Annotated in this window: 14 protein-coding genes; 12 read left to right on the top strand and 2 right to left on the bottom strand. The window is 64.1% G+C overall.

Annotated features, from left to right (window positions below; all coding sequences use genetic code 11):
• The 4 genes from WB785_RS24640 to WB785_RS24625 all read left to right on the top strand — a co-directional run.
• The coding region (locus tag WB785_RS24640; protein WP_424082708.1) for an aldolase/citrate lyase family protein at window positions 1-434 on the top strand (434 nt) is incomplete at its 5' end.
• The gene (locus tag WB785_RS24635; RefSeq protein ID WP_424082706.1) at window positions 431-1159 is read left to right on the top strand and encodes an SDR family NAD(P)-dependent oxidoreductase; all 729 of its coding nucleotides are present in this window, start codon (window positions 431-433) and stop codon (window positions 1157-1159) included. The genes WB785_RS24640 and WB785_RS24635, both read left to right, overlap by 4 nt.
• Entirely contained in the window at window positions 1156-2652 is a 1497-nt protein-coding gene (locus WB785_RS24630) for a flavin-containing monooxygenase (RefSeq protein ID WP_424082705.1), read from the top strand. Before WB785_RS24635 ends, WB785_RS24630 begins: the two co-directional genes overlap by 4 nt.
• Window positions 2652-3575 (top strand): alpha/beta hydrolase, encoded by a 924-nt coding sequence (locus WB785_RS24625; RefSeq protein WP_424082703.1) that lies wholly within the window; start codon window positions 2652-2654, stop codon window positions 3573-3575. The genes WB785_RS24630 and WB785_RS24625 overlap by 1 nt, the downstream gene beginning before the upstream one ends.
• On the opposite strand, the gene WB785_RS24620 is transcribed toward WB785_RS24625, so the two are convergent.
• Window positions 3572-4687: an alcohol dehydrogenase catalytic domain-containing protein gene (locus tag WB785_RS24620; RefSeq protein ID WP_424082701.1), complete on the bottom strand. Its 1116-nt coding sequence runs from the start codon at window positions 4685-4687 to the stop codon at window positions 3572-3574. The two genes, WB785_RS24625 and WB785_RS24620, sit on opposite strands and share 4 nt — an antisense overlap.
• A gap of 14 nt (window positions 4688-4701) precedes the next feature.
• Between WB785_RS24620 and WB785_RS24615 the strand changes: the two genes are divergently transcribed.
• Window positions 4702-5178, top strand: coding sequence for an acyl-CoA thioesterase (locus WB785_RS24615; protein ID WP_424082699.1), 477 nt, complete (start codon window positions 4702-4704; stop codon window positions 5176-5178).
• A gap of 20 nt (window positions 5179-5198) precedes the next feature.
• Complete coding sequence (locus WB785_RS24610) at window positions 5199-5633, top strand: SRPBCC family protein (protein ID WP_424082697.1); 435 nt, start codon at window positions 5199-5201, stop codon at window positions 5631-5633.
• Here the strand turns inward: WB785_RS24610 and WB785_RS24605 are convergent.
• Window positions 5630-6343 (bottom strand): GntR family transcriptional regulator, encoded by a 714-nt coding sequence (locus tag WB785_RS24605; protein ID WP_424082695.1) that lies wholly within the window; start codon window positions 6341-6343, stop codon window positions 5630-5632. The genes WB785_RS24610 and WB785_RS24605 overlap by 4 nt on opposite strands.
• A 119-nt stretch (window positions 6344-6462) precedes the next feature.
• On the opposite strand from WB785_RS24605, the gene fadD5 reads away from it, so the two are divergent.
• The 6 genes from fadD5 to WB785_RS24575 all read left to right on the top strand — a co-directional run.
• Entirely contained in the window at window positions 6463-8121 is a 1659-nt protein-coding gene (gene fadD5, locus WB785_RS24600; RefSeq protein ID WP_424082710.1) for a fatty-acid--CoA ligase FadD5, read from the top strand.
• A 215-nt stretch (window positions 8122-8336) separates the two neighbouring features.
• Window positions 8337-9137, top strand: coding sequence for an MlaE family ABC transporter permease (locus tag WB785_RS24595; protein ID WP_424082693.1), 801 nt, complete (start codon window positions 8337-8339; stop codon window positions 9135-9137).
• A 1-nt stretch (window position 9138) separates the two neighbouring features.
• Window positions 9139-10008: an ABC transporter permease gene (locus WB785_RS24590; protein WP_424082692.1), complete on the top strand. Its 870-nt coding sequence runs from the start codon at window positions 9139-9141 to the stop codon at window positions 10006-10008.
• A gap of 6 nt (window positions 10009-10014) precedes the next feature.
• Complete coding sequence (locus WB785_RS24585; RefSeq protein ID WP_424082690.1) at window positions 10015-11346, top strand: MCE family protein; 1332 nt, start codon at window positions 10015-10017, stop codon at window positions 11344-11346.
• Entirely contained in the window at window positions 11343-12383 is a 1041-nt protein-coding gene (locus WB785_RS24580) for a virulence factor Mce family protein (protein ID WP_424082688.1), read from the top strand. The genes WB785_RS24585 and WB785_RS24580 overlap by 4 nt, the downstream gene beginning before the upstream one ends.
• Window positions 12380-13449 (top strand): virulence factor Mce family protein (locus WB785_RS24575; RefSeq protein ID WP_424082686.1); only part of this gene is annotated, 1070 nt, incomplete at its 3' end. The genes WB785_RS24580 and WB785_RS24575, both read left to right, overlap by 4 nt.

Raw genomic sequence — 13449 nt, 5'->3', positions numbered from 1 at the left:
CCGCGACCCGATACCCGCCCGCCGGTGTGCGAAGCTTCGGGCCGCTGCGAGCCAGCCTCGGCCACGACACCGCCGTGCTCGAAGCGCGGGTCAGCGTGTTTGCGATGATCGAAACTGCAGCGGCGCTCGCCGATGTCAGTGAAATATGCGCGGTGCCCGGGCTTTCCGGAATCTACGTGGGGCCCGCCGATCTGGCGATCTCGATGGGCGTCGAGGTCACCAAGGCGACCGCTCACCCGGCTGTGCGCGATGCGATTGCCGACATCCGCCGTGTCGCGGCAGCAGCAGGGCTAGTGGCCGGCATTCATGCCGGCGACGGCAAAGTCGGTCAAGCCATGGCACAACTGGGTTTTCAGATGATCACGCTCTCCTCGGAATCCCAGGCATTGCGACGCGGTGCCGCGGCAGCCCTCACGGAAGCGACCGGCCAGTGACTCAACGGGTTGCCCTGATAACCGGAGCCGCCCGCGGCCAGGGCTGGGCCATCACGCAACGGCTCCGCGCCGACGGGTTCTTCGTCGCGGCGTGCGACATCATTGCCGCGGAGCTCATTGACGCGGTCGACGGCCTCGGTGATGACGGGGTGATTGCGGTACCGCTCGATGTGACGTCGCCGTCGGAGTGGCGGCAGGCCGTCGCGATCACCGTCGAGAAGTTCGGATCGCTGACCACCCTGGTCAACAACGCCGGCGTGCTGCACCGCGCGTCGATTGCCGACGAGTCGGTCGAAGGATTCGAGAAGGCCTGGCGGGTCAATTGTCTGGGCGCCTTTCTGGGTATCCGTGCCGCGCTCGACCAACTGCGTGGCGCCGAAGGTGCGGCGATCGTCAACACCTGCAGCACCAGCGCCATCCGCCCGTTCCCGAAAAACACCGCCTACGGATCGTCAAAATGGGCGCTGCGCGGCCTGACCCAGGCCGTCGCGGCTGAACTCGCGCCGGCGGGCATTCGCGTCAACGCTGTATTCCCCGGACCAATCGCGACGCCGATGCTTGACACCGAGACCCAGGCCCGGCTGGTGGCGACATCGGTATCGGGTCGGATCGGCCAGCCCTCCGAGGTAGCCGATGCGGTCGCCTTCCTGGTTTCCGACCAGGCGTCGTTCATCTCCGGGTCCGAACTCGTCATCGACGGTGGCCAGTGCCTGAAAATTCAATGACGAGACTGTCAGTCGGCATCATCGGTGCCGGCCCCGGCGGCATCGCGTTGGGAATCCTATTGGCACGAGCAGGCTTTCGCGACTTCACCATATTCGACCGGGAAGACGGAGTCGGTGGGACGTGGCGAATCAACACCTATCCCGGGCTGGCCTGCGACGTCAAGTCGCATCTGTACTCCTACTCGTTTGACCTGAACCCGCACTGGTCGCGGGTGTGGTCACCGCAGCCGGAGATTCTGGAGTACTTCGAGCGCTGCGTCGAAGAGCAAGGGCTGCAACCACATCTGCGGCTCGGCACCGAAATCCGCTCCGCGCGATGGGATGAGCGTGCACAGCGGTGGCAGCTGACGACCGCTGCGGGTGAACACCACGATTTCAATGTGGTGGTCTCTGCCGTCGGGCTGTTCACCCAGCCGGTGTTGCCCGACCTGGTCGAACAGGAACCGTTCACGGGCACGGTGATGCACTCGTCGCGGTGGGATCATTCGGTCGACCTCGCCGGTGCGCGGGTCGCGGTGTTGGGAACCGGATCGACGGCCTCGCAGCTGGTGCCCGAGCTGGCGAAGGTCGCTGGCCAGGTGTACTCGGTGCAGCGGTCGCCGACGTGGATACTGCCCAAACCGGATCGGCCCTACAGCCGACGGGAGCGCTGGCTATTCGCGCATGTTCCGTTCGCGAAAAAGTTCTATCGGACCCGGCTATGGCTGCGCAGCGAGGCGAATATCTCGGTGATCGAGCACGCTAGCGAGAAGACCCAAGAGTTCACCGCGACAGCCCTACGCCTGCTGGAGAATTCGGTTTCCGATGAGCAACTGCGCCGCAAACTGACGCCGGAGCACCCAATGGGGTGTAAGCGCTTGGTGTTTTCCTCGGAGTATCTGACCGCGTTGACGCAGCCGCACGTCGAGGTGCTGACCAGCCCCGCGCGGTATATGCGAGCCCGATCGCTGGTGATGCAAGACGGAACTGAGCGCGACGTCGACGTGGTGGTGTGTGCAACCGGTTACGCCGCAGCCGACTACCTTGGCGAGATCGAGGTGACCGGCGAGGGTGCGGCCACGTTACGCGATGTGTGGCGGGACGGGGCACATGCATATCTGGGCATGGCTGTGCCCGGGTTTCCGAACTTCTTCATGCTGTATGGGCCCAACACCAACGTCGGCTCCAACAGCGTGATCTTCATCCTCGAAGCGCAGGCGCGCTATATCGTTCGAGCGCTGCGATATCTTAGGCGCAAAGGCAAGCCGTATGTGGCGGTGCGCCCGTCGGCGATGGCGGACTTCCTCGCCAAGATCGACCAGTGGATGCAGGGCACCGTGTGGACGACCCAGTGCAGCAACTACTTTCGCGCTGCCAACGGGCGGGTAGTGACGCAATGGCCGCGCAGCGCACGGGCCTTCTGGGGGATGACCCGCCGATTCAACCCAGCTGACTTCACGTTTGCGCCGGCATCGGTAGACCAACCGGCGGCGCAGCCGGCCCGGCGCGGCTGATGAACGAGCGCCTCGATCCCGTGCTGCGCGCCGTCGCGACGACGCGCACCGGCCTGACTGACTTGCCAACGATCGGTTTGGTCCGCGAGTCACTCGATCAGCGTCGTCGGGACGCCGTCGCCGACACTGACACCGCAGGCGTTTCGATTCACGAGCAGGTCGTGCCCGCCGAATCCCATCCGGTGCGGGTGCGCATCTACCGCGGTGGGCCGGCGCCCTCGCCAATTGTGATCTATTGCCATGCAGGTGCATTCGTGCTGGGGAACCTGGATACCGATCACCGTCAATGTGTCGAACTAGCCCGCCGCGGACGCTGCTCGGTGGTGTCACTGGATTACCGGCTGGCGCCGGAGCACCCGTACCCGGCGGCGCTCGAGGACGCGATCAACGTCCTGACGTGGTTGCGGTGCAACGCCGGGGAACTGGACGTCGACGCGTCCCGCATCGCGGTCGCCGGCAGCAGCGCCGGTGGCGCGCTGGCGGCATGTCTGGCGCACCGTTGCGCAGACGGATCGTTGCCTCCGATCGTCTTTCAGCTGCTGCATCAGCCCGTGCTCGACGACCGGGCCACCCGATCGAAGGCCGAGTTCACCGCGACACCGGCGTTCGACGGCCCCGGCTGCGAGCAGATGTGGCGGCACTATCTTGGGTCGACAGCGCCGTCGTCGGATGCGGTGCCTGCCCGGCGCAGCCAATTATCTAGTCTGGCACCGGCATTCATCACCTGCGCGGAGATCGATCCGCTTCGCGACGAGGCGCTCGACTATGCCCAGCGGCTGCTGGGAGCTGGGATCGCCACCGAACTGCACGTCTTTCCCGGCACCTGCCATGGCTTTGACTCGCTGCTGCCCGACTGGGAGGTCGCCGAGCAGCTGTTCACCCTGCAGGGTCGGGCGCTGCGACGCGCCTTCGACGGGCGTTAAGCCGCGTCAAAGCTGATCAACTGGCGCAGGGCGGTTCCGTCGGCCAGGTGATCCATCGCCGCGTTGATGTCATCGAGCCCGACCGTGGAGGACACCAGCGACTCCACCGGTAGCCGGCCGGCCCGCCACAGCTCGACGAACCGCGGAATGTCGCGTGCGGGTACCGCGGATCCGAGGTAGCTGCCGATCAGCGAGCGACCCTCCGCCACAAAGCCTAACGGCGACAAGCTGATCCGGGCATCCGGCCGCGGCAGCCCGACAGTGATGGTCCGGCCCCCAGGAGCCGTCAGGTCGATCGCGGTCTGCAGCGCGGCCGGGTGACCCACCGCCTCGATGACGATGGGCGCTTTGACACCATCGTCGATGGCCGCCTGCGGCGTATAGACCTCGTGCGCGCCGAAACGCGAAGCAGTCGCTAGCTTTTCGGCTAGCTGGTCGACCGCGACCACGCGAACATCCGAGTGGGCCAACGCGGTCAGCACCGCCGCCATGCCGATACCGCCGATACCGACGACGGCCACCGTCTGACCGGGTTGTGGCTTGCCGACATTGAGCACAGCGCCGCCGCCGGTGAGCACCGCGCATCCCAGTAGCGCCGCGACGGGCGGCGGAACATCGTCTGGCAGCGGGACGACACTGTCGCGGTGCACGACAGCGTGCGTGGCGAAGCCGGACACCCCCAAGTGGTGGTAGACGCCGACGCCGCCGCGGCTTAGGCGCATTCCACCGCCCAGCAAGGTTCCGGCGTTGTTCGCGGCGCTGCCCGGTTCACACGGCGTCAGCCCATCGGTGGCGCACGCCGCGCAGTGCCCACACCGCGGTAGGAACGTCATCACGACGCGCTGGCCTTCGGTCAGGTCGGTGACGCCGTCGCCAACCTGCTCGACGATGCCGGCCGCCTCATGGCCAAGCAGCATCGGCGTCGGCCGCACCCGGTTGCCGTCAACCACCGACAAGTCGGAGTGGCACACGCCGGCAGCCTCGATGCGCACCTGCAGTTCCCCGGGGCCCGGTGGCGCCAGCTCGATCTCAGTGACACTGATGGGTTTGGAATCGGCATACGGCCGGGGCGATCCGATGCGCTCCAGCACGGCGCCCCGGATTTTCAGCATGGTCGAATACAACCATGACTCCGTTTTCTGCGGGTCCGCCCGACTCGGACACGCTTACCAGCCGTGACTTTCCGGTGCTCTGGCCGGTGCTCACCCGTTGGGCCGACAACGACATGTTCGGGCACCTCAACAACGCGGTCTACTACCAGCTTTTCGACACGGCGATCAACGGTTGGATCAATACGAACGTCGCAATCGATCCGGTCACCATCGCGGCGCAAGGCATCGTCGCCGAATCGGGTTGCCGCTACTTCTCCGAACTGCACTTTCCGCAGCGGCTTGTCGTCGGCGTGGCAGTCACGAGGTTGGGTCGCAGCAGCGTCACCTATCGGCTCGGCATCTTCCAGGTGGCGGAAGAACACGAGGAGGAACAGCAGAAGATCGCCGCGCTGGGGCACTGGGTGCACGTCTACATCGACCGCACCAACCGCCGACCGGTGCCGATCCCGGACGCCATCCGCGAGCTGCTGTCCACGGCCAGCGTGAGCTAGCCCGTCGTTATGCTCGGCCAATGCCGTTTGTGAGCAAGACCGTCGAGGTCGCCGCCGACGCGGCCAAGATCCTGGCCATCGTCGCCGACTTCGAGTCCTACCCGCAGTGGAACCAAGAGATAAAAGGGCTCTGGGTGCTGGCCCGTTACGACGACGGACGCGCCAGCCAGTTGCGCCTTGATGCTGCTTATGAAGGCATCGAAGACACCTTGATCCAGGCGGTCTATTACCCGGGCCCGAATCAAATTCAGACCGTGATGCAGCAGGGCAATCTGTTCAAGAAGCAGGACCAGCTGTTCAGCGTCGTGGAGATGGGTGCGACGTCGCTGCTGACGGTGGATATGGATGTCGAGCCCACGATGCCGGTGCCCGCACCGATGGTTAAAAAGCTGGCGGACAACGTCTTGGACTACCTCGCTGAAAACCTGAAGCGGCGCGCCGAAGAATTGGCCTAACCCCAGATACCGCTGTGGTGGAGCGTTTCGGTGAGCCGCCGCGCGCCGTCGGTGAACTGCCAGTGGGTGTGCTCGACGACCGCGGCGGTGTCGCGGCGGCGCAGCGCGGCGACCAACTGGCGGTGGTTGTCGACCGCGGCCACACCCCAGTCCGGATCGGCGGCGTAGATCATCAACGGCATGTAGCGGGCGACATGCAGCAGGAACCAGGCCAACTTGATTCGACCGGTGGCGTGATTGAAGGCTCGGTGAAATGCGAACTCGGTGGCCGCGATCGTCTCGGTGTCCGCGGCGGCGACGGCCGCGGCCAGCGCCTCGGTGATGCGCTCCAGATCCTCGATCTCGGGGTCGGTGATCTGCTCGGCCGCGGTGGCGGCAAGTTCCTTGGCGATCGTCGCCTGCAGCCAGAAGATGTCGTCGATGTCCTGGCGGGTCAGCGGCAGCACGACGTGTCCGCGGTGCGGCTCGAGTTGCACCATGCCCTCGCCGCGCAATTTCAGCAAAGCCTCGCGCACTGGCGTGACGCTGACGCCGAGTTTCGCCGCAGTATCGTCGAGCCGGATGAACGTCCCTGGTCGCAGCGCGCCGGACATGATCGCGGCCCGCAGGTGGCCGGCCACCTCGTCGGACAGCTGAGCGCGGCGAAGTGGAAGCCGCATCTGCCGTTGCGCGGACAGCTGCGCAGTGACGGGCGCGCGCAGGGAAGTCATCGGGGTTGTCTTCGCGCCGCCAAGATCATAGTGTGATCCAGACAACACCACATTTTATCAAATATCAACTCGAGGACGAGTTAAGCGAGCAGAGGGGAATCGACTAGTTGACCGCGGAGTTGACTGGCCAGCAGGCCTACCAGACTCGTACCGACGCCGACAGCACCGAGCAGCCGTATCTGTCGCGACGGCAAAATTGGGTCAATCAACTCGAACGGCACGCATTGATGCAGCCGGGCGCTCCCGCATTGCGATTTCTGGGCAACACCGTCACCTGGTCGGAGCTTCGCCGGCGGGTGGCTGCGCTGGCCGGCAGCCTGAGCCGCCGAGGGGTTGGCTTTGGCGACCGGGTGATGATCTTGATGCTGAACCGGACCGAGTTCGTCGAGTCGGTGCTGGCGGCCAACATGATCGGCGCTATCGCTGTTCCGGTTAACTTTCGGCTGACACCGGCCGAGATCGCCTTCCTGGTCGACGACTGCGAGGCGCGGGTCATGATCACCGAATCCGTCCTGGCCCCGGTGGGCAACGGCGTCCGCAACATCACCTCGGTGCTCAACACAGTCGTGGTCGCCGGCGACACGGCCGAGGAGGGTGTACTCGGCTACGAGGATCTGGTGAACGAGCCCGGCGACCCGGCCGAACCGGTGGACATCCCCAACGACTCGCCGGCGTTGATCATGTACACCTCGGGCACCACCGGCCGGCCTAAGGGCGCCGTGCTGACCCACACCAACCTGACCGGGCAGACGATGACAGGCCTCTATACCCACGGCGTCGACGTCAACGACGTCGGCTTCATCGGTGTCCCGTTTTTCCACATCGCCGGCGTCGGCAACATGTTGACCGGGATGCTGCTCGGGATTCCCACCGTGATTCATCCGCTGGGCGCATTTGACCCCGGTGACCTGCTCGACGTGCTGGCCGCCGAGAAGGTCACCGGGATCTTCCTGGTCCCCGCACAATGGCAGGCGGTATGCAATGCGCAGCAGGCGAATCCGCGCGACGTGAAATTACGGGTGATGTCGTGGGGCGCCGCACCGGCATCCGACACATTGCTACGACAAATGTCGGAAACCTTTCCCGGGACGCAGATTTTGGCCGCGTTCGGCCAGACGGAGATGTCGCCGGTCACCTGCATGCTGCTCGGCGAAGACGCGATCAGAAAGCGCGGTTCAGTGGGCAAGGTGATCCCGACCGTGGCAGCCCGCGTGGTCGACGAGAATATGAACGACGTGCCTGTCGGCGAGGTCGGTGAAATCGTCTATCGTGCACCCACATTGATGAGCGGCTATTGGAACAACCCGGAGGCGACCGCGGAAGCGTTTGCGGGGGGTTGGTTCCATTCCGGCGATCTTGTTCGGATGGACGAGGACGGTTACGTCTGGGTGGTCGATCGCAAGAAGGACATGATCATCTCCGGCGGGGAGAACATCTACTGCGCGGAGGTGGAGAACGTCCTCGCCAGCCATCCCGAGATCGTCGAAGTCGCGGTCATCGGTCGGCCACACCAGAAGTGGGGCGAGGTGCCGATCGCGGTTGCCGCCGTCGTCGCGGGCGACCCGCCAAAAAGCTTGAGCCTTGAGGATCTCGACGAGTTTCTCAACGAGCGATTAGCTCGCTACAAACACCCCAAGGGTCTGGAGATCGTTGACGCGCTACCGCGCAACCCCGCGGGGAAGGTTTTGAAGACCGAATTGCGGGCGCGCTACGGTGCCTCCCATGCCCCTCAAAGCACTTACGCGTCAACGGATCCAATGAAGGACAGCCGAACCTGACATAACGCAGAATTCGCAGGTCAAATAGACGAAAGGCTAATAGTGCCGATGCTATGCACGCCGGGTGAGCCATCGGGTATGGTCCTGTGGTCTGCCTTACTACCTGCGAGTAGGGAGACGGTGGTCACACACCTGGGGACGGGGCAAGGAGGAGGCGTGCGACACAATCAGCCGCATCGCCGCGAGGCGCGCGGTTGCTCCGTGGGGGGTTGCCAGTGACGACTACCCAGCCACGGCTCACCGACTACGTTCGCGACCAGCTAGGTCCGCCGATCGTCCTTGTCGGCGGCTTCTTCCGGATGTGCGTACTTACCGGAAAAGCGGTGTTCCGCATGCCATTTCAGTGGCGCGAGTTCATCGAGCAGTGCTGGTTCATCATGCGGGTGGCATTGCTGCCGACCATGGCGGTCTCGGTGCCAATCACCGCGCTTTTCATCTTCACGTTCAACATCCTGCTGATCCAGGTTGGCGCCGCCGACCTCTCGGGCGCCGGTGCCGGGATCGCGGTGATCACCCAGATCGGGCCGATCAACACTGTGCTGGTGATCGCAGGCGCGGCGTCGACGGCCATCTGCGCCGATTTGGGCGCGCGCACCATTCGCGAGGAGATCGACGCGATGGAGGTGCTCGGCATCGACCCGATCCACCGGCTGGTGCTGCCCCGGGTGCTGGCCTGCGCGCTGGTCTCGATGCTGCTCAACGCCTTGGTGAGCATGGTCGGCCTGGTCGGCGGCTTCCTCTTCGGCGTCTACCTGCAGCACGTATCGGCCGGGGGCTATCTGGCTACCCTGACCCAGCTCACCGGGCTACCAGAAGTGGTCATCGCGACGGTCAAGGCATTGGCCTTCGGGCTGATCGCGGGTCTGGTCGGGTGCTACCGCGGGCTGACCGTGCGCGGAGGGTCTAAGGGCCTTGGCACCGCCGTTAACGAGACCGTGGTGCTCTGCGTGGTCGCGCTGTTCGCGGTCAACGTGGTGCTGACCACGATCGGCGTTCGATTCGGAACGGGGCGCTGACATGTCGACAATCGCGGTACTTCGTGGCCGGTTTCCCCGGGCATCCTCCAGTTTGCGTCGCTATGGGGGCGCCGCGAGCCGCCCACTGGACGTGGCCGGAAAGCTGGGCTGGTTCACCGTCATCGGCGTCCGCGACATGCTGTGGGCGATCACCCGGTACCGCAAGGAAATTCTGCGCCTGATCGCCGAGGTCGGCATGGGCACCGGTGCCATGGCGGTTGTCGGCGGCACCGCGGTGATCATCGCCTTCGTGACGATGTCGGCCGGGTCGCTGGTCGCCATCCAGGGACTGGCGTCGTTGGGCCACATCGGGCTCGAGACCCTGCTCGGGTTCCTGTCCGCGTTCATCAACGTGCGCCTCGTTGCCCCGATCGTCACCGGCATCGCGCTGGCGGCTACGGTCGGCGCCGGTGCCACAGCCGAACTGGGCGCCATGCGGATCAGCGAGGAGATCGACGCGCTGGAGGTGATGGGCGTCAAGTCGACGGCCTACCTGGTCTCCACCCGGATGCTGGCCGGGCTGGTCGTGATCATCCCGCTGTACGCGATCGGCCTGATTCTGTCCTTCCTGTCTCCCCAAATCGTCACGACATTCTTGTATGGGCAAACGTCGGGCACCTACGAGCACTACTTCCGCACGTTTTTACGTCCCAACGACGTGTTCTGGTCGTTCGTCGAGGTGATCATCATCGCCGCGGTCGTCATGCTTACGCACTGCTACTACGGGTACAACGCCAGCGGTGGCCCGGTCGGCGTCGGTGAGGCAGTCGGCCGCTCGATGCGTTTCTCGCTGGTCTCCACCCCCGTCGTCATTCTGTTGGCCGAGATGTCGCTCTACGGCGTCGATCCGAACTTCAACTTCACGGTGTAGACGGTCATGACAGCTCCCAGAGGGAAAGAGAACAAGGCGCCGCTGCAGCCTTACCGGGTGGCCGGTGTCATCGTTTTTCTGATCGCAGCGCTCGTGCTGTGGATCGTGTACCTGCAGTACAAAGGGGACTGGCCGGTGGCCCTCGGTGGTACGGCTAAGACCCAACTGACGATGCTGTCTGATCGCGCCGGCTTGGTGATGGACCCCGGCTCGAAGGTCACCTATAACGGCGTGCAGATCGGCCGCGTCGCCAAAATCGACGAGAAGACCCAGCCGGATGGCAGGCCATTCGTGAAGTTCACCTTGGACGTTTATCCCAAGTACCTGCGGCTGATTCCGGCCAATGTGGACGCCAAAATCGTGGCCACCACAGTGTTCGGTGGAAAGTACGTGTCGTTTACTTCGCCGAAAGACCCTTCGCCGCAGCGGATCTCGCCACAAAGCGTGATCGACGCGAGGTCGGTGACGACGGAGATCAACACACTGTTCCAAACGATCACGTCGATCGCCGAGAAGGTGGATCCGGTCAAGGTCAACCTGACGCTGAGCGGCGCCGCCCAGGCCTTGAGTGGGTTGGGCGACAAGTTCGGGCAGTCGATCATCAACGGCAGTGAATCTCTCGATGAGATCAACCCGCGGATGCCGACGATCCGACACGACATTCAGCAATTGGCAACTCTGGGCGACACCTACGCCAACGCGTCGCCTGACTTGTTCGACTTCCTGAACAACGCGGTGACGACGGCGCGCACGATCCACCAGAACGAAAAGGAACTGGATCAGGCGTTGTTGGCGGCGGCCGGCTTCGGCCACACCGGCGCCGACATATTCAACCGCGGCGGACCGTATCTGGCCCGCGGCGCCGCCGATTTGGTGCCGTCGGCTCAGCTGCTCGACACCTACAGCCCCGAGTTGTACTGCTCCATCCGCAACTTGCACGATGGCGAACCGAAGGTCGCCGCATTTGCCGGTGGCTTCAATGGCTATTCGCTGCGGTCCGAGACCGAAATATTCTCCGGGCTGGGGCTGGCTCTGAGCCTGCCAGGGCTGGGCCTCACGATCGCCACACAAGGGCTGCTCGGCCTTGCCGGACTGGTCGGTGGAGCGCCCAATCCCTATGTCTACCCGGAGAACCTGCCACGAATTAACGCTCACGGCGGGCCGGGCGGTGCACCGGGTTGCTGGCAGACCATCACGCGTGATCTCTGGCCCGCGCCCACGCTGGTGATGGACACCGGCAACAGCCTTGCGCCGTATAACCATGTCGATACCGGCTCCCCGTACGCAGCTGAGTACGTCTGGGGCCGCCAAATGGGGGACCAAACGATCAACCCATGAAAATCACCGGTACCCTTGTCAAGCTCGGCATCGTCGGCGTGGTGTTGCTGTTCTTTACTGCGTTGCTCGTCGTGGTGTTCGGACAAATGCGCTTCGACCGGACCAACAGCTATTCCGCGGAGTTCAGCAATGTCAGCGGCCTGCGGGCGGGTCAGTTCGTCCGGGCCTCCGGGGTGGAAATCGGCAAGGTCAAAGACATCAAGCTGATCGACGGCGGCCATCGGGTGCGAGTCCAATTCAACGTCGACCACTCGGTGCCGCTGTACCAGTCAACCACCGCGCAGGTCCGCTATTTCAATCTGATCGGTGACCGCTATGTCGAACTCAAGCGCGGGGAGGGTGAGGGCTCCGATCGCGTGCTACCGCCCGGCGGGTTCATCCCGCTATCGCGGACGCAGCCGGCGCTGGATCTGGACGCGCTGATCGGCGGCTTCAAGCCGCTGTTCCGGGCGCTGGATCCGGAGAAGGTCAACAACATCGCCTCTGCGATCATCACCGTCTTCCAAGGGCAAGGCGGCACGATCAACGACATCCTCGACCAGACCGCACAACTGACCTCCCACATCGCCGAGCGTGACCAGGCGATCGGCGAGGTGGTCAAGAACCTCAACATCGTGCTCGACACCACGGTCAGACACCGAGAGCAATTCGACCAGACCGTCGACAATTTCGAGAAGCTGATCAGCGGACTGGACAAACACGCCGACCCACTGGCGGCCAACACCGCGAACATCAGCAACGCGGCCGGCACGGTTGCTGACCTGCTCGCCGAAAACCGGACGCTGCTGCACAAGACGCTGGGCTATCTCGAGCCCATTCAGCAACCGATCATCGACCAGAAAGACTTGTACGACGATCAGCTCAAGCGGACGCCGATCGGAATGAACATTGTTGGCAACGCCGTCGGCAACTATGGCGACTGGGTCAACTTCTACTTGTGCGACCTCACCCTGAAGACCAACGGACTGCAGGCCGGCGGCCCGATCCGCACGGTGAGGGTCTGGTCGCAGCCGACAGGTAGGTGCACGCCGCAATGAGAACGCTAGAACCTGCCAACCGGATGCGGATCGGCCTGATGGGCCTGGTCGTGACCGTGTTGGTCGTCGGTGTGGGCCAAACCATCACCAGCGTTCCGGTCCTGTTCGCCAAGCCCGCCTACTACGGGCAGTTCACCGACAGCGGCCAGCTGAACAAAGGTGACAAGGTGCGCATCGGCGGCGTGGACGTCGGCGATGTCGAGGCCATCAAGATCGACGGCGACCACGTCGTGATGAAGTTCACCACCGGAAGCAACACCATCGGCCGCGAGAGCCGGCTGGCGATCAAGACCGACACCATCCTGGGTAAAAAAGTTCTCGAGATCGAGCCGCGCGGCACCCAGACGTTGCGGCCCAATGGTGTGCTGCCGCTGGGGCAAAGCACGACGCCGTATCAGATTTACGACGCGTTCTTCGACGTCACCAAAGCCGCCGCCGGCTGGAACATAGACACCGTCAAACAGTCGCTGAATGTGTTGTCGGAGACCATCGATCAGACGTATCCGCATCTGAGCGCAGCGCTCAAGGGGGTGGCTGATTTCTCCGACACCATCGGCAAGCGCGACGAGCAGGTCACGCACCTGCTGGCGCAGGCTAACCAGATCGCCAGCATATTGGGCGATCGAAGCCAACAGATCGACCGGCTTTTCGTCAACTCCAACGACTTGTTGGCGGCGTTCAACCAGCGCAGTCGGGCGATCAGTGCGCTGCTGAGCAACGTGTCGGCTTTTTCGGCCCAGGTGGAAAACCTGATCAACGACAACCCGAACCTGAATCACGTCTTGGAGCAGCTGCGGACCGTCAGCGACCTACTCGACGCCCGCAAGAACGACCTGGCGGAAACGCTCAAGACATTCGGCAAAACCGTCGCGGGTCTGAACGAAACTGTCGCGTCGGGACCGTATTTCAAGGTGCAGCTGACCAACCTGCTGCCGCCCTGGATCCTGCAGCCGTGGGTGGACGCCGCGTTCAAGAAGCGCGGGATCGACCCCGAGGACTTCTGGCGCAGCGCTGGGCTGCCGGCGTTCCGGTTCCCCGACCCCAACGGCACCCGATTCCCCAACGG

The sequence above is a fragment of the Mycobacterium sp. genome (assembly GCF_049585075.1).
GTDB lineage: Bacteria > Actinomycetota > Actinomycetes > Mycobacteriales > Mycobacteriaceae > Mycobacterium.
The sequence above is the reverse complement of the archived record's forward strand: the minus strand, read 5'-3'. Positions and strand labels throughout refer to the sequence as shown.

What these genes read in the sequence shown, in the direction of transcription:
- WB785_RS24630 (WP_424082705.1), top strand. Translation starts at nt 1,156, where the DNA reads ATGACGAGACTGTCAGTCGGCATCATCGGTGCCGGCCCCGGCGGCATC.
- WB785_RS24625 (WP_424082703.1), top strand. Translation starts at nt 2,652, where the DNA reads ATGAACGAGCGCCTCGATCCCGTGCTGCGCGCCGTCGCGACGACGCGC.
- WB785_RS24620 (WP_424082701.1), bottom strand. Translation starts at nt 4,687, where the DNA reads ATGCTGAAAATCCGGGGCGCCGTGCTGGAGCGCATCGGATCGCCCCGG.
- WB785_RS24615 (WP_424082699.1), top strand. Translation starts at nt 4,702, where the DNA reads ATGACTCCGTTTTCTGCGGGTCCGCCCGACTCGGACACGCTTACCAGC.
- WB785_RS24610 (WP_424082697.1), top strand. Translation starts at nt 5,199, where the DNA reads ATGCCGTTTGTGAGCAAGACCGTCGAGGTCGCCGCCGACGCGGCCAAG.
- WB785_RS24605 (WP_424082695.1), bottom strand. Translation starts at nt 6,343, where the DNA reads ATGACTTCCCTGCGCGCGCCCGTCACTGCGCAGCTGTCCGCGCAACGG.
- WB785_RS24590 (WP_424082692.1), top strand. Translation starts at nt 9,139, where the DNA reads ATGTCGACAATCGCGGTACTTCGTGGCCGGTTTCCCCGGGCATCCTCC.
- WB785_RS24585 (WP_424082690.1), top strand. Translation starts at nt 10,015, where the DNA reads ATGACAGCTCCCAGAGGGAAAGAGAACAAGGCGCCGCTGCAGCCTTAC.
- WB785_RS24580 (WP_424082688.1), top strand. Translation starts at nt 11,343, where the DNA reads ATGAAAATCACCGGTACCCTTGTCAAGCTCGGCATCGTCGGCGTGGTG.